Here is a 22,794-nt window from a genome sequence, read left to right on the forward strand (position 1 = left end):
ATATCTACCCTTGTTGGGCGACAGTTTCGGTTACCCCGAAACGCAAGGAGATTTGATAATGTCCTATGTCAAGGCAGGAGAGCTTCTTGATCTCGCTATGGAGATCGCCGCGCAGCGCTACGGAATGTCATATGAAGCTATCGATGAACGGTCGAATGCTCCTTCGTCAAACGGCAAAAGGCGCAACACGCAACGCCTTATCAAGGCTCTTGAAAGCGTATTCGGCAATAAACTAACGACGAGCACAAATGAGGTCGGCGGAAAGACGGTTCATATCAATGGTGACAGACTGCGCCCGATAACGGATCTCGCGCCGGAGGAAATGGCGGCACTCGATCATGCAATTGAAATGCTCGAAGTTGCCAATGCCTCAAATGAATCCTCTGCACTCCAATCATTGCGCACCAAGATCCGTTTGATGGCGCCCGAAAGACGGATAAGCAGCCTAGACGTAGACTACGAGGCTCTGCTGAGTGGCAGCTACGTAATGGCGAGGCCTGGACCACGTCCAAAAATCGATCCGGTCACTATGAGGCCGCTCACAGAAGCCATTTTGGCGCTGAAGCAACTGGCATTTGAGTATCCAGGAAGCACTGGCACGACGCATCGGGTTGTGCATCCCTATGGCGTAATCTTTGGTCATCGTGCCTACTTGGTAGCTCTTGTAGACGGAGCCTCAGGTGACAATCCATCGCGCTGGCGTATCGACCGCATGGCAAACGCGCGGGTGTTGGATGCGCCGTCGATACGGCCCGGCGAATTCGACTTGGCTTCCTATGCCAAGCGTTCATTCGGGGCCTTTCATAACGAACAAGAATACGGCGAGGTCGAGTGGCGGTTCAGCCCCAAGGTCGCTAGCACGATCAGAGGCTATCGCTTTCATCCTGATCAGGAAGTCACCGAAGAAGTGGATGGTTCGCTGACGGTCCGCTTTTCAGCCGGCGGTCATCTGGAGATGGCATGGGCGCTTTATGCCTGGGGTGACAGTGTCGAAGTGATCAAACCGGACGCCCTGCGCAAGATGGTGCAAGGTTATCAGCGCAGCGACTTTTCCGGTATTCCATAGCTGGATAAACGGTGCATTATTAAGACGGTTCACATGTTAAGATGCAGAATTGATAAAATTATCAATATTTTAGCTTCAGTAGTATATCTATGAATCGTTAATCGATTAATTCGAGCTGATTTAATGTCAATGCCTGAGGTAAATTCATAATATTTCTATCTATAAATTGTGCTCTGGTATAACTACGCCAATGCATAGGATTTATTCCACCTTTGGAAAACATCTTCTCTTCTGCAAATTCATTCCAAGGGATATTTTCAGGATTATTTCCGCCATTGCCTTCAAGGCATCCTCCAATCTGGTCGACTATCCTGCAGAAGTGTTCGTATCGTAGCGACTCATTTTTTGAGTCGACATAACCTTGATTTGTCAATTTGATAAGTGATCCTATATAATCTATACCTCTAATGTTTATTCCGTTAATTATTAGATTCACAGATTTTGCAGTCCATTGATCCATAATATAGCCTGTATTTGTATCTTCGTTTCTTGCTGTTAGAAAGAATATTAGTTTTGTAAAATATGCAGGGCCAATGCCTCTTGCCGCAATCTGTATAAAACTATCGTATGCCTCGCGCCGCGACGTATCTCCGAAACGTATAGATTCGATCCAATCAGATATTTGATCGAGACTTTCTAGAGATAGGCGGCAGTGCGGTATCTTCATGGATCCCCAAGCCATTACACTAAGAAAAATTACCCGATTGTCTTCCTGATTTTCTACCATACCAAACAAATCATTTCGAGAGAGCCTATAGTTTGGTAGAATCTCTAGGAGTTCCGGAGGCAAATCACCCACGCTTTCCGCAAACGAACGAGGATTTTTTCCGATAGCGTTTTGATGATTATGCTCGGCCGTTACAAAATTATCCCAATGTTGCTCGTTGTAGATGTAAGGCATTATTATACCTATCTAGGAAAAATTTGTGCGCAAAGTGTGGACCTGCGCAGAAATTAACGAAATTCATACATTGTCGCGGGCATCTTATCTGTGAGCTAGTTGATGTTCTATCCTTTTCTCGTTGCTGATCCTTGCTCTGGTCTGCACTATCGGTTGAATGGCACTCGCCTTGCGGAGCTCTCGCTTTGTCCGCGACCTTCTGAATGGGCGCCAGGTCATATTATCTCTTCTGCGCCAGATCCGGTTTGGGCGGAGAGCTATTTCAATGCACCGGCCGAGACAGTCGCAGCCGTTTCTTCGGCGCTTGAGGACCTGATCTCCTCTACGTCTAACTTGCGTCCTCCGCAGATATCGAGCATGGCTGACAGTCGGGCGAAGCGGCATCTTTCAGCGCTAGTTCAACTTTGGCGACAGCTGGGAGATAGCCTGCCTGAGGGCCTTGTGCCTATTCGTCATGTGCTGGAGCAGCGGCAAGGTAGCTTCCTCGATCCGCTGCCAGTGGTGGATGGGTCGCTTGATCCACTGGCTCCTGCATGTATGAAGGCGCTTTATGAGCGTCTGCAGACCGAATTTGGGCTCGTGACTGTTCCTCCCACGGAACGGAAAGCGCCGAGGGGCTCACGGCTCTTTGCGCTGCAAGGCGGGGTCAGTGCACGCGAACTCGAAACCGGCGCGGCGGATGGCAGCGTGGCTTTCTTCGGTCTACGTGATCCCGCATCTTGCGCGGATTTTGCTGCTGCCCGCGCGCGGGCACTCATTGAGGACGGTGTTGCCGCTCGAGACATAGCGGTGATGACTGCGGACGAAACACGGCAGTTGGTTCGGGCTTTTGCGACGCAGGGCGTGCCACTTTCCGGACAGCCTGCCGACCTTCCGGAGCGAGATTTCCTGGGTGAAACCGCGCTGAATTTGTTGCTCGCAAAGCGCCCACCGACTCCGGCCATGGTTTTGGCAAGCCTGATTCTTTCGCCACTGATGCCTTGGGAGTTGCAGACAGGTCGCGATCTTGCCGAAAGCGTAATGGCTGGTGATTTTCGCGGCCGGATTCTTGATGCGAATTCAAATCACAAGGCGCTCTGGCAGGATATCCGAACTGCTGCCTCAAGCCTTCAGCATTTGCGCTTTCTGATCGATCGCATCTGCGAGCGCCTGCCGCAAGGCAAGGCTCTGTTGGCGCGGCTGCCGATCCCAGCAGGCGAGGGTAGCCCAGATTGGGAGACAATCCTGCGTGCCGTGCAGATTGCGCCGCCAAACGAGGTTGAACATCTCCGTAATCTTGAAGGTGTCAGTCTTTGGTCTGCGCGGGAAAGTCCTTGGCGCCCGTGCCGCCATTTGATCGTGACGGATTTTACCGAAGGGCTTTATCCAGCAAGACCGCACGCCAATCCGCTATTTCTCGATAGCGAAATATTGGAAATCTGTGCGGCTATCGGTTTGCAACTTCACGGACGGGCTGAGGAGCTTGCCCACAGCCTTGCTCTTTTCGATGAGCAACTTCAATCGGTAAGCGAGAGTGTGACTTTCCTTGTTCCTTGGCGCGATTTGTCTGGAGTGAGGATTGCACCGTCGGCCGGGCTTTCGTTGATCGCGCGCGCAACAAGCGGTATTGGCGAAGCGGGGGATTTGGTTACAGATCTGTCCCGACACACCCCCGAGTTCTGGCCAGTTGCACATCACCGTCTCGCCCGATTGCCCGATCCGTTGCCATTGCCCGAGGCGCTTGTTTTCCCGGACCGTGACCTGCTTGGGCTCAGGCGAGATGATAACGGGACAGCCATGCCGCAGTCACCTAGTCGGCTCGAGACCTTGATTGTCAGTCCGCTCGCTTGGCTTCTGGGCGAGATCAATGCAACCGACCTCGCCTGGACAGCAGATGAACTGGATGTCCTCGCCAAGGGTAATATCGCTCATGACGTTTTCGAACATGTCTTTCCGGCTGGTGAGGACGTCCTGGATCCGAAAGGATTGGAGGAGGCAGTCTCTAAAGCTTATGAGCAGGCGCTCACCCGTCATGCGGGTTTCCTGCGTAACTCGTCCTGGGAGATGGAACGCAAGGGGTTGGAGCGTGAAATCCTCATCGCGGCCCAGCGCTGGCGCGATCATATCTTGGCGCTGAGTGCCAAGATCAGGGGCAGTGAGATCTGGTTGGCTGGAGAGAGCAACGGCATCCTTGTGCGCGGCAAGGCCGATATGATCCTTGAGCTACCCACGGGAGAATTGCTCGTGGTCGATCACAAAAAAAGCGGCACGTCTGGCCGGCGCCGCCGGATGGAGGCGGGATGGGATCTGCAGGCTGGCCTCTACCGAGACATGCTTGCGAGGCCTATTCGATGCGAAGGTGACGACATGCAAAAGCTGATTGGCCGCAAAATCGCTATTGCCTATCACCTGATGAACGACGGCGGATTTCTGACGTCAGGGCTTGTATTGCCCCAAGATTCAACCGCCCGCGATATGGGCAATGCGGTCAACGAAGGCGCGGTCAATCGGCTGATTGAGCGGCTGGGCGAATTGGGATCCGGGCAGATCGTGCTCAATGGGTCTGGTGACGAGAGTTTCTTCAGAAAAGAAGGTGGATTCACGCCCTATGCGTTAAGCGATGGCTCGCCGCTCGTCCGAGCTTTCATCCGCCAGGCTGAGGAGCGATAGCCATGGGCACGGACCTTGTCATCGTTCCCGCCGGTGCCGGCGCAGGCAAGACGCACACAATCAAGACACAGCTCTCCGACTGGGTGGCGCGCGGGGTTGTTCGGCCCGAACGCATCTTGGCTGTGACTTTTTCCGAAGCCGCTGCCAGTGAACTGCGAGACCGCATCCGCGCAGGGTTGCTGGCCGAGGGCCTTGTTTCCGAAGCGTTGGCAGTAGAGCGCGCCTATGTGTCGACTATTCACGGGCTGGGTCTGCGACTGTTGTGCGAACATGCCTTGGCCGCCGGGACTTCGCCGCAGCCGCGCCATCTGGGTGATGCCGAGCGCGATCTTCTAGTTCGCCAAGCGCTTGCCCATGCCAAATCACTCGACCCGATCAAGGCTGAACCGGAGCGGTTTGGCTATCACGCGAACTGGCAGAAGGGCGAGACGGTTGAAGACAGCCTACGTGACCGAGTGCTGTCTATGATCGATCTGCTGCGCGGTCTTGGCGACAAGGGGCGCGATGATGGCCTTATCGCGCCTGCGCTCGACCGGCTGGATGGTGTTTATGGCAAGGTGATCGCCGACCCTGCGGCTGCTCGTGCGACGCTAGAAGGGGCGATCACCGCGATGCTGGAGGCTTTTCCCGCAGGTGGCATGGCGGGGATCACCGCGAGAACAAATGTCGAGAAGCTGGAAAAGAATCTCTCGCTGTTTCGCCGGGTGGCTTTTGATCCAGCATTGCTCGACCACGATTGGGGGCTCTGGCAGTCTCTGCGAAGCCTGTTCGTATCGAACTCAAGTAGTAAGACGCCCGATGGCTATGACTACCATGCACAGCGGATCATGACGGCAGCAGAGGTCCTGCCGCTCCATCCTGGACCGCTTGCGGATGCGAAACTGCACCTGCAATGCCTTGTTGCCTGCGCGCAGGAGGTGATGGAGGCCTATGAGGCGCGCAAGAAGGCGTTCGGCCTGATTGACTTTGCCGACATGATCACCGGTGCGGAGCGGCTCTTGCGCACGGATCCGTTGGTGCTCCAGTCGGTGCTGGATGAGATCGATTGCGTCATCATCGACGAATTCCAGGACACTAACCCGGTGCAGTTCGCACTTCTGTGGCAACTGGGAGCCAACGCGCCGCGCACGCTGCTGGTGGGTGATGTCAAACAATCGATCATGGGTTTTCAGGGAGCCGATCCGCGGCTTTCCGAGGCGTTAGCGGCCGCCAACAGTGAATCCACGCAACCTCTTGAACAAAACTGGCGTTCAACTCCGGCTGTGATGGAGTTCATCAACGCCATGGGGAGCGGGCTTTTCGGTGCGAGCTACAATCCGCTGACCCCAACACGGGACGCCGTCGACGGGCCGGCGCTCGAGATCTTGAATGTAGTCAAGGGCCGCGGTGTCAAGAATTTCTCGAAACCGCATGAACATGTGGGCGAACGAATTTCTTGCATCTTGAAGAACGGCGAAACTGTCACCGATCGCTATACGAAGAAGGCGCGCAAGGTGCGCCCTTCAGATATCGCGCTCCTTGTCTGCCGTCACACGACTGCTGCTCGTTACGCCAAGGAACTTCGCGCACGCGGTGTGCCTGTGCGTATCGCAGAGGACGGCTGGGCACAAAGCACCGTGGTGCAGGCTGCCTGCGCGGCGCTCTCCTATGCTGCGAACCCATCGGACATCCATGCCGGTCTGATGCTGCGCACCCTTGGTCCTAGTCCTTTGGACCTGCAAGAGGCGCTTGCAGGGCAGATCGATGGACAGTTTGTTGACGATGCGGTGCTGGTGCGCCTTGCAGCTCTTGCCGATCGACTCGCTCGCGTGCCAGTCACCAATGCGGTGGATCTGGTGCTGGATGCGGCGGAACTGCGCATTTGGGCCGAGCGCCTGCCGAACGCGGCCCAGGCGAGGGCTGATCTGCTGCGCCTCGAGGCAGAGGCGCGTGAGTTCGAAGTCGCACATCGCGATCTGAAGGCGGCCTCGGGTTTTCATGGGGAGACCGTCAAAGTATTCCTTGGCTGGCTTGATGCGCGGTCCGGCGAGCGTGACTTCGATCGCCGACCTGACCCATCTTCCAACAGCGCCGAGGCAGTCGAGATCGTCACTTGGCACGCCTCCAAAGGTCGTGAATGGCCAATTACCGTCATTGCGGAATTCGACAATGGGATTGAGGAGCGACCTGGCACGACCTCGATCCGCTTTGAGGCTCTTGAACAGATTGATGATATGGGGGCAGTTCTTGCGTCTGCGCAACTGATCCATACGCCGACTTTCGCCGCGCCCGAGGCTCAGACCCGCTTCATCGAGGACCGGCGCTCAGATTTCGAAGCAAATGCGCGCAACTTGCTCTATGTCGCGCTTACTCGCGCGCGCGACAGAGTTGTGCTGGAATGGCCTGGCTTCTTGAAGGGACGTGAAGAGGAGGCACGGGAGGCCAGCTGCCTCTTCCATGTTTTTGAAGACGGCTGCAAGGTTCGCCTCGGCAATGGCAAGCTGCAAATTGGAAAGCTGGAATGCTCTGCTGTAATTCTGGAACAATCCGAACAGGCTAGCTTGACCATACATAATGGCGAGCAGGTGGCCGATTTGCTGCGGTTCGGCAGACCTGCCCCTATGCCTCCAATGCCGCTCAGTCCTTGGAGATTGCAGCCGTCGCAGGTCGTGGCCACTGAAGCGCCCCCAGCCAGCCAGCCTGTTTTGCTCGGTGCGCGGTGGCCCGAGGTAATCAATGATGCTGTTCGTGGAAGCGCTTTGCATCTGGCATTACGGACATACCTGACACGCCCCGATCTAGCACCCAATCTATCTGCCGCAACAGGACTTGATGATGCAGTGCTTGCGACGGTTGCCGAGAGAGCAATTGCACTGAAACGGTGGCTCGCGGAGCAAGGTTTTACCGAACTGCATGCCGAAATTCCGGTTCTGGGGCGCTTGCCGGAGGGAGCCGAAATCCTGGGCACTATTGATCTTCTGGCTACCGGGCCTGGGGGTTGCCTTCTGATCGACCATAAATCAGGCGGGGCAGGGGAGGGGCTCGGCCCCTATTGGCCGCAACTCTCTGCTTATAGCGCAATTGTCGCCCAAATCTTTCCTGCTCAACCGTTACGAGGCGTGGCGATTTTTTGGGTTGATCACGGGCGACTGGAACTGGTCTCTCAAGCCATGACACAGGAAGTTTGATCCAATTGGTTGTTTTTAAATTGGGGGCTACGAATGTTGCAAGTCGGCATATTCTCCTCCAAAGCAGCCTTGCTCCAAAGCTCTATTCGGTCAGTTCGTTGCACGTATTTCCCCCGGAAGCTCGTCGATCATCCAGCCCAGAATCCCCAGATAACTCGCCTGAATGACCGGATCACTTAGTGCTGACAAAGGTATTCTTATGTCTCCATTGAGGTTGGTCATCTGAAATTTGAAACCTGCGTCATGCATGCGGTCGACAAGTTCTTGACGTTTTCCTTCGCTAGTAAAGCCGGGTGCGTAGACCAGATAGCTGAGCGAGATTGTGGCCTTGGCATTGGGCACTAGGAAGAATGGATAGCGCATGGCCCCATTTACCTCGGTGCGGGTGCCGATTGAGGGATTCTGGGCCTGTGTCACAAAGGTTTCGAGACCAAGCCTGCGTGCGCCTTCGATCAACGTGATGGAGATCGCGCGAGCCACTGCCCCATGCTTAGCCTCCAAGCGGTCGAGCCATTCGTTTTCGCTCAAGGTGATGGTGGAATGGGTTTTTGCAATCTTAGTCTCCGCATTCTGAGTGCGACCGAGGACGCGAGTCGAAAGCAACCGGCCAGCAGGGCTGAGGTGCTGGCGGATTTCAACCGCATAGACCTCCGCGTCGCGCAACTGGCGAGCGAGAAACTCTACGATGCGCAGCAACTCCGGCGGCATCTCATCGACCACAAAGATCATACGAATCCGACCGTTGCGCAGATTGTCTTCTACGCGCGGCCAGTAGGTCTCGGCATCTAGGCTATCGCCGAAAAGCTTTCGCAGCACCTCGCACGGATCGGCACCTATATCGGCATGTGTCTTCGCGAATGACGTCTGGAGATCACCGATTGCCCAATATGACGGTCCATTGGCGGCATAGTCGAACATTTGCCCGATAACTTCGCGCCGACTCCTGGTGTCGCTGCGGCGCTTTACTTCGACAAGCGTAGGGATTGCGTCCTGGTCGAGATAGAGGTGATCAAGAGACCATCGCGCTGGCCCGTTTTCGCTGTCTGGCACCTCCATCTCTCGGGCAACGAGCGCCCAACGGCGTGGTTCCTCGCCTGCAAACTGATCACCTGCGAGGACATCGGGATAGTGTTCGAGTAGTGACTGGATGGCGTCTTCGTTCTCGTAAGGCGCGGCCTTCATCTCCGAGATCTTGCTGTCGTTGTCGATGTGAAACAGTGAGGTGCGCACAGTCTCGATCCTTCTACTATCTGAGCGTCTCGCCAATCACTTCCGCCAAATCGTTTCCAACCCGCTGAAATCCCAAGAGGCGCGCTACAGCGCGGATCAGATCCTCGGTCGGCATGTCACCACTTTCCGAACGAATGCGATGAGCCGCAGCTGCTATTTCCATGGGTGGTAGGTAGGAGGCCTTCAGGAGACTGCCAGTCTCGGCGATACGATCCCGGACCGGCGGATCTTCTGCTTGCTCTTCCGTCAAAAGAAATGGACCTTCCCGCCTCAGCGCTTGGTCTCTCTGCGCAGCGAGACGCGCGGCACGCCCGGTTGCCTCAACGATACGATTGCCGGCCCGCGATCTACCGAACGACGAGGTGATGCGCCGTGCCACCTCGTCGATGTGGATCGGCCCTTCGATGTCGACGATTTTCAGCACGAGGTCAGCGAGCTGAGCGACTGGAACCTCATGAGGCTCGAGATTCGATCGCACGGAAAGCTCAGCGCGGACATAGGGAGGCGCCGACAAGGCAAGATGGTCTATCTCAATCAGTTCAGGTGCAGCATCTTGTGTCATTACTGCCGGTTTCACGCCCCCGTCGTTCGCACCTCGAACGCGAATTCCATCCGCCACCGCCGATCGCGCCTCGTTCAATGCTGCGGACAATCGTTGAATCTCTTGGGATCTGTGATGGAACCAGTCGGTGCTCCAGATACGATGGAAGTGCCAACCTAGATTTTCGAGAACATCTTGACGCAATCGGTCACGCTCACGAGCCCAGAGGGCAGCGTGATAGGCAGCACCATCACATTCAACAGCCAGCAGATATTGCCCTGGGCGATCTGGGTGACGCACCCCCAAGTCAATTCGGAACCCTGCCGTCCCCACTTGAGGATCCGCCAGGTATCCGAGCGAACGGATCGCGGTAGCAACGTCTTCCTCAAACGGACTGTCTGCATCGAGACCGCTGACCGCACGCTCCTCCATGACCCCGGTCTTGGCGAAGTCGAGAAAGCGCTTCAATACTCTTGGCCCCTCGCGCTTGCTGCGTGCTGGGTCGATATCGCCCGGGTCGAATGAAGCAAAGACCTCGCAGCGAACTCTAGCGCGGGAGAACAGGACGTTTAGCCGCCTTTCTCCGCCTTCACCGTTGACAGGTCCGAAAGACATGGAAGCGAGTCGCCCATTTGCCTCCTGCGGTCCGTAGCCCACCGAGATCAAAATGACATCGCGCTCGTCACCCTGCACGTTCTCGATATTCTTGACGAACACATCCTCATGGCGCCCTTCGCGCAGGAAGCCGTCCAAGGCGGGATCCTGACGACGCTCGAGTTCCAACAGTTCGGTCAGCATGTCGGCTTGCGCCTTTGAGAATGCAACGACCCCAAGCGACAGGTCAGGCCAGGCGCGGGCATGGTCCGCCATCCCGCGAACAACTGCCTGCGCTTCAATTCGGTTGGTGCCTTGACGCCCCAACCCGCTGCCACCGCGCGCATACACTCCGGGAACGCGGTGAAATTTCAGCCCGTAGTCGTCGTCGAGTTGCAGCGGCGACGGTGGCAACACCAGTTCGTCTCTGTAAAACTCGGCGTTCGACACACGGATCAGCGATGGATCGCGGGATCGGTAGTGCCATTCCAACATGCGCGACCTTAGCCCGCGCGCCTCACAGAGCGACAGAATGCTCTCCATGTCAGCCGCGGTGGCACCGACAGGGGTATCCTCGTCCTCGTCTTCAAAATCCTCAACATCATCGACCAGCCGATCAAAGAATGACGTCGGAGGAAGCTGTTTTTGGTCGCCAACAACAACTATCTGTCGAGCACGGGCCACAACGCCCAGGGCATCTTCGGGCCGAATCTGAGATGCCTCGTCGATCACGAGGAGATCGAAATCGACGCTGCCTGGCGGTAGAAACTGGGCTACCGAAATCGGGCTCATCAGCATTACCGGCTTGATGCGCTGCACCATGCTGCCGGCCTTTTTCATCACCCAGCGAATGGACTTGTGACCGCGCTTGCGTCCGATCTCACCGCGGATGATACCCATCTCCCCCATTGTGCCGCGCGGCATCTGCTCGAAATGACGCGACAGGATCAATGTCTTGGCGGTATCGATGCGATCCTTTTCCAGTTTGCGGAACAATTGCACAAGGTCGTGCCGATCAAGCCGGTGAAGCCCATTCAACTCGGGTCTCGAAGCGCGCGCTGCGTTCCAGCGTGCCTCGGCGCAAGCATAGGCGAATTCACGTCCAGCCTCCGAGGGATTGATCCGTTCCTCATCGATTGCGGTGATGATCGCACCGGCACCGCTATCGATCGCTGCTGCAACGCTGCGCGCAAGAGTGACCCAGTCAACATAGCGTTCCGTGTCGGCCTTCATCTGTCCGAATGCCGCAGCGATCTCGGATAGAGGCGCCGCCTCAAGCGCATCTCCGATCTCCGCTTGTGCCAGATCCAGTTGCAACCGGGTAATCGGCGCTTCCACGCGAGCACGGCAGGCCTGAATGCGGACCTCGATGTCGCGTGCTGCGGCGAGAGGATCCGAAAACACCGTGATCGCTTTCGCCACATGGTCGGCTTCAGAAAATGCTCCGGAACGTTTGATGTCGGCCAACCAGTCGCTGATTGCAAACAGAGTTGCAAAGGGCGTGCGTTCGCCGCGCCATTCGGCGCCAAGCGTCGCTTGCAGCCAGCCTTCTTCATCGGCTAGGCTCTTGCGCAGATTCTGCACCTCGGACAGTTCGTCGACCAGAGCTAGCCGTTCCGTCGGCGTCTTGGGCAGCGAACCTGACAAGAGGCTCGCCAATTCGCCGGACGCCCGGCGATAGGGACCGAACAGCCGGGCAAAGAAAGATGTCTGGCCGCGAACGATCGCCTTTCGCATCGAGCCCAGACTAGCGCCCCATGCTGCTCCAGCAAACTTAGGGGCCGCGGCAGCCTGGGCTCTCGCCCAGTGAACGCCGGTCTGTAGCGCTTCATGTTGCCGGGCCTGGTCCGCATTCGGAAACAAAACGGCTATCGATGACGCCGCATCGGCAGGAGCCGCTGCCAGTGCCTCCAACCCTGCACCAAGAGCGGCGATCTCGGTGAGCGTGGTCGGCTGGGGTTGATGAAGTGTGTCGGCAAGCTGCTTCGCAGCACCGTGGATATCTGAGATTGACTTCGTTGCCGCCGCCAATTCATTCTCGAGGCGCACCAGATCTGTAGGCTGCAGATCAAGGTTCATGGTTCCGCGAAATGGATGCGCTTCGGGCGAGCCTGCTACTTCGAGCGCTGCGGCAAAGCCGGATATGGCCGTCAGCGCCCGCTGGCGGGCATCCCGCGTTAGCGCTTCTAGTCCCTCCTCGGAAATCGATGGTGCCTTCGCTCCTTGGCCGATAAACCCAATGATCTCCGCGATCGCTCGGAAGGGGCTTTCGTTGCTCGGCGATAGACGTGTGTGCAAAAGCTCCGTAATCCGATTCAGCTCGTCGCGCGTAAGGCGAAGCTGCGCGGGATCGGTCGCTTTCGGCAAAGCTCGCGCGCTAGCCATCAGAGTGCGGCCGAGTTCCTGGGCCAGGGCCTTCTTGTTGGCCGTGCGCGAATGCAGTTCGAGGCAAATGTCTCGCAGTCCTGACTTCACGAGCCGATCATGCACGACCGACAACGCTGCCATTTTTTCGGCGACGAAAAGCACCGACTTGCCGTCATGAGCAGCGGCGGCGATGATGTTGGTGATGGTCTGCGACTTTCCGGTCCCGGGTGGTCCCTGCACCACCAGGCTGGCGCCTTTGCGCACCTCCTCGATTACCTTGGTCTGGGAGGCGTCTGCGTCGACCACCTGGATGATCTGCGCTGGATCTAGATGGTCGTCCAGCTTGTCGTGGGGTCCGAAAAGCGGCGTGTCGGCTTCGAAACCGTCGGCCAGCAGCCCGGCAAGCAAATCGTTGTCGGCCAGCGTGCCGTCCGGCCAGTTCGCCTGGTCGAGGTCGCGGTGCATCAAAAGCTTGGCGAAGGAGAAGAAGCCGATCTGCATGCCGTCGGCATCGATGGACCAGCTTGGTTGCCCAGAAACGGCATCGGCCACTAGCTCAAAATACTGCGACGGGCTCCATTCTTCGGATTCTTCGATTTCCGGGAGCACGATCCCGAAATCCTGTCTCAACCGCTCCTGCAAGGGCAGGTTTGTGGTGATGTCATCGTCGCGGGACAGGATATCGAAGGTCGAGGTGCGCTCATTGCGGACCAGTTGCACAGGTATGAGCACCAGTGGCGCCTCGCGCTGGATCTCCGATGTCGGGCTCTCACGCCAACGTAGGAAACCCATAGCAAGGTAAAGGATGTTGAGTCCCTGTTCTTCTTCCGCCGTCTTCGCGTCATGCGCCAGGCGCAAAAGACGCCGCGCTAGCGCTTCTGGTCCCAGCGGCGTCTCGATGATGCTGTCGCCATATCTGCCGGCATCGGGTTCGCGATCATCGCCTTGTTGAGAGAGCAGAATTTCTTGCCCTTCCTCGACCTTGTCCTTGCCCATCGCCATGAAGCGCATGCGCTTGCCGTGGATACGCAGGAGCGCGAAAATGTCGCCCGTGCGCTCGTTGATCACATTTAGGCAATTCGCCCGCTGATTGGCCCGATTGACGTGGATCAGCCGGTTTCGCGTTCCAGTTTCGAGTAGCTTGCGGCGTGCAGCTTCTAGAACCCTGGAAATCGCCTTCGCATTAACTTCAAGCATCCGTTTGATCTTGGAATTCGGGATTGCGACCAGGAACACGCCCCGGTCGCGACAGTTGTGCTGACCGTAGAAATCGCTGTAGCGACGCCGACCTCGTCGTTGTCGTCGCGAATACCTTGTAGTTTTCGACTGGCACTGCTTTTGCGCCCCGCGCGGAACGCCCGAATGTATCTACCCCAAGCCTCTTTTTCTTTTCACTCTAAGTAGCCTAGGTTGTCGCCGCAGTTGGAATCAAGAGCTAACAAGAATGATCACAGGTGAATTGCGTTCGAAGATTGATGCCGTGTGGAACGCCTTCTGGGCAGGCGGTATCGCCAATCCGCTCGAGGTGATCGAGCAGATCACCTATCTCTTGTTCATGCGCGGGCTGGACGATGCCGAGCAACTCGAGGAAAACCGCTCGACTCGCACCGGCCAGCCTATGCGCCGGCGCATTTTCCCGGATGGAAAGGATGGCATCGGCGAGGGTGGCGGCGTCACCTATACCGACATGCGCTGGTCACGGCTGAAGAACATGGACGCGGGCACGATGTTCAGCCTCGTCGCCGAACACGTCTTCCCGTTCCTGCGCACCATGGCCGAAGATGGCACCGCGCATGCCACCCACATGAAGGGCGCGCGTTTCACCATTCCGTCGCCGGCGCTGCTTGTGAAGGTCGTCGACCTCATCGACAGGCTGCCGATGCAGGATCGCGACACCAAGGGCGACCTCTACGAATACATGCTGTCGAAGATCGCCAGCGCCGGCCAGAACGGACAGTTCCGCACGCCACGCCACATCATATCGCTAATGGTGGAAATGACGGCGCCAACGCCGAAGGACATCATCTGCGACCCGGCATGCGGCACCTGCGGCTTCCTCGTTGCCGCCGGCGAGTATCTGCGCGACAACCACCCGAAGTTGTTCATCGACCAGGAAAGCCGCGACCATTTCAATACAGAAATGTTCCAAGGCTTCGACTTCGACCAGACGATGCTCCGGATCGGTTCTATGAACATGACGCTCCACGGCGTCGAGGATCCCGATATCCGCTACAAGGATTCTCTCAGCCAGGAGCATGCCGGCGACGAGGACCGCTATTCGCTGGTGCTCGCCAACCCGCCCTTCGCCGGCTATCTCGATGCCGATCAGGTCGCCAAGGACTTGCAAGCAGTCGTCAAGACGAAGAAGACCGAGCTTCTGTTCATGGCGCTGTTTTTGAAACTGTTAAAGCCTGGCGGGCGCGCGGCGGTGATCGTGCCGGACGGCTTTCTGTTCGGTTCGTCCACCGCACATAAGGCGATCCGCAAGATGCTGGTCGAGGGCCATCAGCTCGACGGCATCGTCAAGCTGCCGTCCGGCGTGTTCCGGCCCTATGCCGGCGTCTCGACGGCGATCGTGCTGTTCACCAAGACCAATTCCGGTGGCACCGATCACGTTTGGTTCTATGATTGCCAGGCCGACGGCTTTTCACTGGATGACAAGCGCAACGCGCTACTACCGGCCGAGAAGATCGGGCCGACGCCGGGCCACCATGAGGCCGGCCATTTCGTCAACCTGACGCTCTCCGACGAGGAACTGGCGAAGAACAATCTGCCCGACATCGCCGCGCGCTGGGCCGAGCGCAACGGCGCCGAGCGCGAACGCTTGCGCACCGCGCAAAGCTTCTGCGTTCCGAAAGCCGAGATCGCGGCGGACGGCTACGATCTTTCCATCAACCGCTACAAGGAAGTGGTGCACGAGACGGTCGAGCACAGCCCGCCGAAGGAAATCATTGCCGAGTTGAAGGCGCTGGAGAAGGAGATCGCCAAGGGACTTGAGGAACTGGAGGCGATGCTGTGAGCGTTATTGCGCTCCCTTTCGAGCAAGTGTTCGAAGATGCTTCTTCGGGTAACTTGAAGGTTCAAAAAGGCGATTACGCCGCAATTGGCCGGCATCCGATCGTCGATCAAGGGCAGGAATTCGTAGGCGGATACACCGACGATCCCGCCTATCTCGTCAAAGGGAGAGGACCGTGGATCGTTTTCGGTGATCACACTCGCGCGCTAAAATTCGTGGATTTTCCCTTTTGTATGGGTGCCGACGGCGTCAAGCTTCTGAAGCAAAGGCCGGAGATAGAAGCGGACCCGCGATTCCTTTATCACTTCCTGCGTGCTAACGAGATACCGAGTGCCGGATATAGTCGGCATTACAAGTTTCTGAAGCGCCTCGAAATCCCCCTCCCGCCGCTCCTCGAGCAGCGGCGGATCGCGGCGGTCCTGGACAAGGCGGATGCGCTGCGCCGCAAGCGCAAACGTGCCATCGAACTGCTCGACAGCCTTACGCAGTCGATCTTTCTGGAGATGTTCGGCGATCCAATCGAAAACCCGCAACATCTCCCAATTGAGCCCTTGGAGGATATCGTGTCGCCCTCCCGGAAAATTACTTACGGCATCCTTAAGCCAGGCCCAGACCAAGCAGACGGAGTGCCCTACATTCGTGTTGTTGATATCCAAAACGGGGCTGTAGTGGCTTCGGGGCTGAAACGAACAACAAAGGAGATCGCACGCGAATATAGGCGGTCAATCCTGCGAAAGGGCGATTTGCTCATCTCGATTCGGGGGCATGTGGGCCGACTGGCTATTACTCCTGATATTTGTGAGGGAGCAAATATTACGCAGGATACGGCTCGTCTGGCCATCGAAGGGGCGAACACCGTCTTTGTGAAAGCGCAGATGGAAACTGCCGCCGCGAAAAACTGGATGGATCGAAGGACAAAAGGGGCAGCTGTGAAAGGTATAAATCTTGGAGATTTACGCCACTTCCCGCTCATTTTACCTAGACGGGAAGCTCAAGATCAGTTTTCAACTAAGATTGCAGCCATACATCATGTCTTCGACCCAGCTAAATCACAGCTATCTCTCGCTGAATTCCTCTTCTCCTCACTCCAATCTCGCGCGTTCTCAGGTCAGATCTGATCATGCCCAACGCGCTGGCTGGCAGTGATTGGACTGACCACGAAATCGATCTGATCGTCGCCGACTATTTCGAAATGCTGGCGCTGGAACTGGTTAACCGTCCGTTCGTAAAGGCACAGCGCAACGCGACATTGCAAGAGCTGACCGGCCGCAGCCGCGGCTCGATCGAGTTCAAGCACCAGAACATAAGCGCGGTGCTCTACCGTCTCGGCATGCCTTGGATCACCGGCTACAAGCCGATGGCGAATTTCCAACGCGCGTTGGTCGACGGCGTCGAGCGGCATATTGCTCGCTATCCGGCACTCTTCGAAAATCCGATGCCAACGGCCCCTTTGCCCGGCCTGCGCGAGCCCCAACCAATCTTTTTCGAGGCGCCGCCTGTTACGGAATTCGAGGCATTGCCGCCCGCACTGGTGCGGATCGTGCGGAAGTTCGATCCTGCACTCCGAGACGCCCGCAACCGGCAATTGGGCAAGGATGGCGAGGAACGTGTCTTCTTCGCTGAGCAGTCCAGCTTGCGATCGTCGGGGCGTGACGATCTTGCCCGCAAGGTGCGTTGGGTATCGGCAGAGGATGGAGACGGTGCCGGCTACGACATCCGCTCCTTCGATCCTGCCGGCCGAGAGCGGTTGATCGAGGTGAAGACAACCACCGGCCACAAGCAGACGCCGTTCCTGCTCTCGGAAAACGAACGGGCCTTCTCAGAGGAACGGCCCGATGCTTTCAGGCTGGTGCGGCTGTTCGACTTTGCTCGCGATCCGCGTGGGTTCGAACTCACGCCACCTTTGCACAAAACCGTGCTGTTGAAAGCCGCAACCTGGCGCGCTGAGTTTTGAAGGGCACAATCACGATGACTGAAATAGGAACATTCCGTCTTACTTTACCGGGACAAATGCTTCGACGCGGGTTTTGGATTTATGTTTGGAAAGCCGTGACTGCGGACGGTCGGGAGCTGCTTTACGTGGGACGAACAGGCGACAATTCGAGCCCCAACGCCTCTCCACCTTATATTAGGCTGGGTCAGCATCTTGGTTCGGCGAAAAACCAGAACGCACTGCGTCGTCAACTCACCAATCTGGGCGTCGAGCCCGAGACGTGTTTGACCTTCGGACTGGTCGCGCATGGACCGATTCACCCCGAGGTCGTCAAGCCGGAAGATTTCGATCATGCTGACAAGCAGATGCGCAAGTCTCTTATGGAATTGCATACGCCTTTACGGGATATTGTCGGGGCAATGGAAAAGAGGCTCGAGGAAGATCTCCGTGCTGCGGGATACGATGTGATGAATACCGTAAAGTGGAAGCATAATGTCGATGACAATGAGTGGATGCCAATTCGACGGGCATTTGCTAGTGACTTCCCGAGACTGAAAGACTTGAAGTGACCTCAAACTTTGCCTTCCTCGCAGCCGAATTTCCAACCGTCCACGATGCCGCGCTGGAAGCTGAGCGGCAGGCGGCCGTGTCTCCGACGGCGGCGGCGTTCTTCGCAGGTAAGACGGTGGAGCTTGCCGTCAAATGGGCGTTCCGCAACGATCCCGGCCTGAAACTTCCCTACCAGGACAATATCGCGGCCCTGCTGCACGAGCCGAGCTTTCGCCGCGCAGCGGGCGAAGCGGTGTTCGTCAAGGCGAGATTCATCAACACGCTACGCAATCGCGCCGTGCATGAGGAGCGCACCATACGGCCACAGGATGCCGCTGGCGCGGTGAAGGAACTGTTTCACGTCTGCTTTTGGTTGGCCCGCACTTATGCTCGGAAATCCAAGCCGACCGAGGGACTTACCTTCGACTCTTCCGTGCTCACACGCCGGGACGAGACGCTGAAGAAGGCCTTCGCCCACCTCAAGGCGCAGCAGGCCGAACTCGACGCAAAGAATGGCGAACTCACCAAGCTGCTTTCCGACAAGGCCAGTCTGGACGACGAGTTGAAGCGCCTGCGGGATGAAGTCGCGGCAGCCCGCAAAGCTGCAGAGGCCGCGCCCTCGGTGCACGACTACAACGAGGCCGAGACACGCGACCGCTTCATCGATCTGCTGCTACGCGAAGCCGACTGGGCGCTCGACCGGCCCGAGGACACGGAGTTCCGTGTCGAGGGCATGCCCAACAACGAAGGCATCGGCTTCGTCGACTATGTGCTCTGGGGAGCAGACGGTAAGCCGCTTGGCCTGGTCGAGGCGAAGCGCACGAAGAAGGACGCGCGCCAAGGCCAGCAGCAGGCGAAGCTCTACGCCGATCGGCTGGAGGCGCGCTACGGCCAGCGGCCGGTGATCTTCTATTCGAACGGCTACGAGCACTGGATCTGGGATGATGCGCACCATCCACCGCGCCAGATCGGCGGCTTCTACAAGCGGGACGAACTGGAACTGCTGATCCAGCGCCGCACGAGTCGTAAACGGCTCGCCGAGACGAAGCTCAACACCAAGATCGCCGGCGACAGGCGCCCCTACCAGCAGCGCGCCATCCGCGCCATCGCCAAGACCTTCGAGGACGAGGGCGAGCGCAAGGCGCTGCTGGTGATGGCGACCGGTTCGGGCAAGACGCGCACGGTGATCGCGCTGGTCGATCTCCTGATGCGCGCCGGCTGGGTCAAGCGTGTGCTGTTCCTCGCCGACCGCGTGGCGCTGGTGAACCAGGCGGCCGGCGCCTTCAAGGCGCACCTGCCGGATTCCGCGCCGGTCAATCTCGTGACCGAGCGCACCAGCGAAGGCCGCGTCTTTCTCTCCACCTATCCGACAATGATGAACCTCATCGACGGCAGGCAGGAGGGCAAGGCGAAGTTCGGGCCGGGGCACTTCGACCTCGTCGTCATCGACGAGGCGCACCGCTCAGTCTACCAGCGCTACCGCGCCATCTTCGAGTATTTCGACGGTTTCCTCGTCGGCCTGACCGCCACGCCCAAGGACGAGATCGACAAGAACACCTATTCGCTGTTCGACCTGGAAGACGGCGTGCCGACCGACGCCTACAGCCTGGAGGAGGCCGTCGCCGACGGCCATCTCGTGCCGCCGGTAGCGATTTCCGTGCCGCTGAGAATCGTGCGTTCCGGCCTGCGCTACGACGACCTTTCCGACGAGGAAAAGGACCAATGGGACATGCTGGAGTGGGGTGAGGATGAGATCCCCGACGCCGTTGAAGCGGCCGAGGTCAACAAACGGCTGTTCAACCAGGATACGGTCGACCAGGTCATCGCGCACCTGATGCAGAACGGGCTCAAGGTGGAAGGTGGAGATCGGCTCGGCAAGACCATCATCTTCGCCAAGAACCAGGCGCACGCCGTCTATGTCGAGGCACGATTCAATGCCGCCTATCCATCGCTAGCGGGCCATTTCGCTCGTGTCATCACCTATGAGAGCGGGCCTTACGCGCAGACGCTGATCGACGATTTTTCCCGCAGAGACAAGGCGCCTCACATCGCTGTCTCGGTCGACATGTTGGACACTGGCATCGACGTGCCGGAGGTGGTCAACCTCGTCTTCTTCAAGCAGGTAAGATCGAAGACGAAATTCTGGCAGATGATGGGCCGCGGCACCCGGCTCTGCCCCGACCTGTTCGGCCCTGGCCAAGACAAAGAGTTCTTCCGCGTCTTCGACTATTGCCAGAACCTCGAATTTTTCGGCGCCAATCCGGAGATCAAGGAAGTTGGTGCTGCGAAGTCACTTTCCGCCCGCCTGTTCGCCGCCCGGCTCGATCTGGTGCTGGCGCTCGATCAGAAGCAGGGCCGGGTAGATGGATTTGCATCACCGGGGCAGGAACCTTACCAGGCGCCGGGTGAGGACGAAAATCTGCCCGGCGAGGAGGAGGTGCGGGCCAGCGCCCTTTCCGTCCTGCGCGAGACGGTCGCTGGTCTCAACATCGACAACTTCATCGTGCGCCAGAAGCTCCGCACGGTAGAAAAATACCAGACGGATCCGGCGTGGGCCGAACTCGACGAAACGGCGCGCGACGAACTGGTGAATGACATCGCCTCGCTACCGTCGTCACGCGAACTCGGCACTGAGGAGGCGAAGCGCTTCGATCTGCTTATCTTTCAACTCGAGCTTGCTTTGCTTAAAGGCTCCAGGCGCTTCGATGCGCTGAAGAAGCAGCTTCTGGAAATCGCATCCGCGCTTGATGACCAGACAGCTATTCCCGGCATTGCCGCGCAGGCTGCCATCATCGAGGAGATCCAGACCTCGGAATGGTGGGAAGGTGTCACCGTTCCGCTGCTGGAGCTGGTGCGGCTGCGCCTCCGCAATCTAATCCAGCATATCGAGAAGGGCCGCAAGGCGGTCGTCTATTCGAACTTTGCCGACGAAATCGGCGCCAGCGAAGAGATCGAACTGCCGCAGGTTGGCGAGGCCGATTTCGTTCGATTCAAAGCCAAGGCGCGGCATTTCCTCCGTGGGCTCACCGGTAACCAGGTTCTCGACAAGTTGCGCCAGGGCAAGCCGCTGACGGCCTACGATCTGGCGGAGTTGGAAAGGCTGCTCCTGGAGGCAGGTATTGGCGCTCTGCAGGATATCGAGCGCGCCCGGGAGACCAGCCGCGGCTTCGGTCGTTTCGTGCGCTCCCTGGTCGGGCTCGACCGGGCGGCAGTGAACGAGACCTTCGCAGATTTCCTCGCACATGGCACCGCCACCCGTCAGCAGATCGAGTTCATCGACCTGGTCGTCGAGCACCTGACCGAAGCCGGATCAATGAATCCCGCTCTGCTCTACGAGGCGCCGTTCACGGACATCGCGCCGACCGGGCCGGAGCAGGTGTTCGATGATGGGCGCATTACGGATCTCGTTGCCCGGATCCGGGAAATCAGCGACAGCGCAGTGGTTTAGTTAAACTCCGGAAGTTGGCGAGCCCCTGACGCGGGGTATTTCGCATAGCTATCTAACGCTGGACGATCTATGTCCCTGCAGAGATTGACTTTCCCCCCTGCTGGACCGGGCATTTCTAATAGTGACGGTCCTGCAAGAAGGATTTAGTTCGATTCTGCATCGATTGTGTTGAAGAGCTTAGCCTTGTCCGGGCGGCCAGGTGGGATGCGTAACCTGGCCATAACTCCGAATCCCGGGCCGTAAGGCCCCATCCGGTTAGGATGACGTGCAAAACGGCATCCATCATCGTGCCCGGCTTAACTCCAACCAGCGCACGATACGCGGTCGTAATTCTGCACTACGTTGCCGCGATCTTTGATCATGTCCTTTAAGTCTGGCGACAACCAGAAGCGGGCGTCCGGAATTTCCCCGGGGAGCGATCGTTCTGATCTTCCAGTCGGCTGCGGCTGCCTCATAGTGTCCTCATGGTTTAAGGACGGGCCGTCTTGCTCGATGCCGCTATGTTCGCATTCCCATCGGGAAGAGGCACGCCGTCTATTTGACCGATATCGGCGTTCGCTTTGTTATGAAAGATGACGGTTTGAAATATGAGCAGGTAGGCGGGTGCTGCCGGAACGGCGAAATGGTCGTGGAGCCGCATGGCGTGGCGGGGGTGCCCTTGCACGACTGATAAAGATGTAAGCAAATACTTACATTTTGTCAAGCCACTCGATGGCATTCGCAATGCATTACGTCGCGCAACGACTTGGGTTGCGCCTTCGCCGACATAATGTGGAAGCGCTGTGGTCCGAGGTCAATTCTCTTCGGGCTTCTCGCTTGGCCCCTAGCAGTTAAACTGAGGCAAGGAGGTTTGATCGACGGTTGGGTGCCGAAACGAGAGAACGACGATCAGGCGGCTGGGCATCATTGGAGGATTGGCCGCGTTCCGTCTAAAGTAGACATAAGGTCGGCGCACCAGCACGCCTCCTATATTTTTGTTTTCTAACTATGGAACGTTCTGGCTCGATTACCGAATTCCGATCATTTCCGCCTACCAAATAAGTCGTCACCGGCGATGGATCCTGACGGTCGCCTCGATCCTGAGGGTCACATAGGCACGCTGTGTGAATATGTATTGTTCGTTGACAGACAAGGGGTTGCGCAGATCCGACAACAGGACCTGATAGGTGGGGAAAATGCGCTGCGTTTTGTTTCCCGAACCGGGTCCATCCCGTCGCTGAGATTGGATTAAATATCTCGTGTGGCCACCCTTTTTACACGCGCTCAGGTTGGCAATTTTCCAAAAAAGCCGATTTCGGGCCAAAAGTGACAACTCTCTTCAACTCGGTGACAA

The 22,794-nt window shown here is 57.6% G+C and carries 11 protein-coding genes and 1 pseudogene; 8 read left to right on the forward strand and 4 right to left on the reverse strand.

All coding sequences use genetic code 11. From position 1 onward, the window contains the following. Nucleotides 1–58: 58 nt before the first annotated feature. On the forward strand, nucleotides 59–1,066 hold the full coding sequence (locus tag ACODTY_RS02475; RefSeq protein ID WP_488992711.1) for a helix-turn-helix transcriptional regulator: 1,008 nt from the start codon (nucleotides 59–61) through the stop codon (nucleotides 1,064–1,066). 97 nt (nucleotides 1,067–1,163) lie between these two features. Here ACODTY_RS02475 and ACODTY_RS02480 read toward each other — a convergent pair whose 3' ends face one another. After that, on the reverse strand, nucleotides 1,164–1,967 hold the full coding sequence (locus tag ACODTY_RS02480) for an 8-oxoguanine DNA glycosylase OGG fold protein (protein WP_488992712.1): 804 nt from the start codon (nucleotides 1,965–1,967) through the stop codon (nucleotides 1,164–1,166). Between the two features lie 357 nt (nucleotides 1,968–2,324). Here ACODTY_RS02480 and ACODTY_RS02485 point away from each other — a divergent pair, with 357 nt between their 5' ends. After that, nucleotides 2,325–4,616 carry a PD-(D/E)XK nuclease family protein gene (locus ACODTY_RS02485; RefSeq protein ID WP_488992713.1) on the forward strand — a complete coding sequence of 764 codons (2,292 nt, stop codon included), beginning with the start codon at nucleotides 2,325–2,327 and terminating at the stop codon, nucleotides 4,614–4,616. A 2-nt stretch (nucleotides 4,617–4,618) separates the two neighbouring features. Further along, nucleotides 4,619–7,783 (forward strand): UvrD-helicase domain-containing protein, encoded by a 3,165-nt coding sequence (locus tag ACODTY_RS02490; protein ID WP_488992714.1) that lies wholly within the window; start codon nucleotides 4,619–4,621, stop codon nucleotides 7,781–7,783. Between the two features lie 90 nt (nucleotides 7,784–7,873). Here ACODTY_RS02490 and ACODTY_RS02495 read toward each other — a convergent pair whose 3' ends face one another. The 3 genes and pseudogenes from ACODTY_RS02495 to ACODTY_RS02505 all read right to left on the reverse strand — a co-directional run. Then, complete coding sequence (locus tag ACODTY_RS02495) at nucleotides 7,874–9,013, reverse strand: hypothetical protein (protein ID WP_488992715.1); 1,140 nt, start codon at nucleotides 9,011–9,013, stop codon at nucleotides 7,874–7,876. Between the two features lie 16 nt (nucleotides 9,014–9,029). After that, complete coding sequence (locus tag ACODTY_RS02500; protein ID WP_488992919.1) at nucleotides 9,030–13,157, reverse strand: DUF3320 domain-containing protein; 4,128 nt, start codon at nucleotides 13,155–13,157, stop codon at nucleotides 9,030–9,032. A 45-nt stretch (nucleotides 13,158–13,202) separates the two neighbouring features. Beyond that, nucleotides 13,203–13,712, reverse strand: a pseudogene (locus ACODTY_RS02505) (DUF4011 domain-containing protein); the annotation flags it as partial. Nucleotides 13,713–13,959: 247 nt separating this feature from the next. On the opposite strand from ACODTY_RS02505, the gene ACODTY_RS02510 reads away from it, so the two are divergent. Genes ACODTY_RS02510 through ACODTY_RS02530 form a run of 5 tightly spaced genes read left to right on the forward strand, consistent with a single transcriptional unit; the run spans nucleotide 13,960 to nucleotide 21,461 of the window. Then, a complete protein-coding gene (locus ACODTY_RS02510) occupies nucleotides 13,960–15,534 on the forward strand; it encodes a type I restriction-modification system subunit M (RefSeq protein WP_488992716.1) in 1,575 nt (524 codons plus the stop codon). Further along, on the forward strand, nucleotides 15,531–16,649 hold the full coding sequence (locus ACODTY_RS02515; RefSeq protein ID WP_488992717.1) for a restriction endonuclease subunit S: 1,119 nt from the start codon (nucleotides 15,531–15,533) through the stop codon (nucleotides 16,647–16,649). The genes ACODTY_RS02510 and ACODTY_RS02515 overlap by 4 nt, the downstream gene beginning before the upstream one ends. Nucleotides 16,650–16,651: 2 nt before the next feature. Next, nucleotides 16,652–17,485 (forward strand): protein NO VEIN domain-containing protein, encoded by an 834-nt coding sequence (locus tag ACODTY_RS02520; RefSeq protein ID WP_488992718.1) that lies wholly within the window; start codon nucleotides 16,652–16,654, stop codon nucleotides 17,483–17,485. Nucleotides 17,486–17,499: 14 nt separating this feature from the next. Then, nucleotides 17,500–18,033: a hypothetical protein gene (locus ACODTY_RS02525; RefSeq protein ID WP_488992719.1), complete on the forward strand. Its 534-nt coding sequence runs from the start codon at nucleotides 17,500–17,502 to the stop codon at nucleotides 18,031–18,033. Next, complete coding sequence (locus ACODTY_RS02530; protein WP_488992720.1) at nucleotides 18,030–21,461, forward strand: DEAD/DEAH box helicase family protein; 3,432 nt, start codon at nucleotides 18,030–18,032, stop codon at nucleotides 21,459–21,461. The genes ACODTY_RS02525 and ACODTY_RS02530 overlap by 4 nt, the downstream gene beginning before the upstream one ends. Nucleotides 21,462–22,794 lie beyond the last annotated feature (1,333 nt).

Source organism: Mesorhizobium sp. FG116 (assembly GCF_057809835.1).

Bases quoted from the DNA above. Each gene is read 5' to 3' on its own strand.
- ACODTY_RS02520 (WP_488992718.1), top strand. From the start codon at position 16,652: ATGCCCAACGCGCTGGCTGGCAGTGATTGGACTGACCACGAAATCGAT.
- ACODTY_RS02490 (WP_488992714.1), top strand. From the start codon at position 4,619: ATGGGCACGGACCTTGTCATCGTTCCCGCCGGTGCCGGCGCAGGCAAG.
- ACODTY_RS02480 (WP_488992712.1), bottom strand. From the start codon at position 1,967: ATGCCTTACATCTACAACGAGCAACATTGGGATAATTTTGTAACGGCC.
- ACODTY_RS02510 (WP_488992716.1), top strand. From the start codon at position 13,960: ATGATCACAGGTGAATTGCGTTCGAAGATTGATGCCGTGTGGAACGCC.
- ACODTY_RS02525 (WP_488992719.1), top strand. From the start codon at position 17,500: ATGACTGAAATAGGAACATTCCGTCTTACTTTACCGGGACAAATGCTT.
- ACODTY_RS02485 (WP_488992713.1), top strand. From the start codon at position 2,325: ATGGCTGACAGTCGGGCGAAGCGGCATCTTTCAGCGCTAGTTCAACTT.
- ACODTY_RS02475 (WP_488992711.1), top strand. From the start codon at position 59: ATGTCCTATGTCAAGGCAGGAGAGCTTCTTGATCTCGCTATGGAGATC.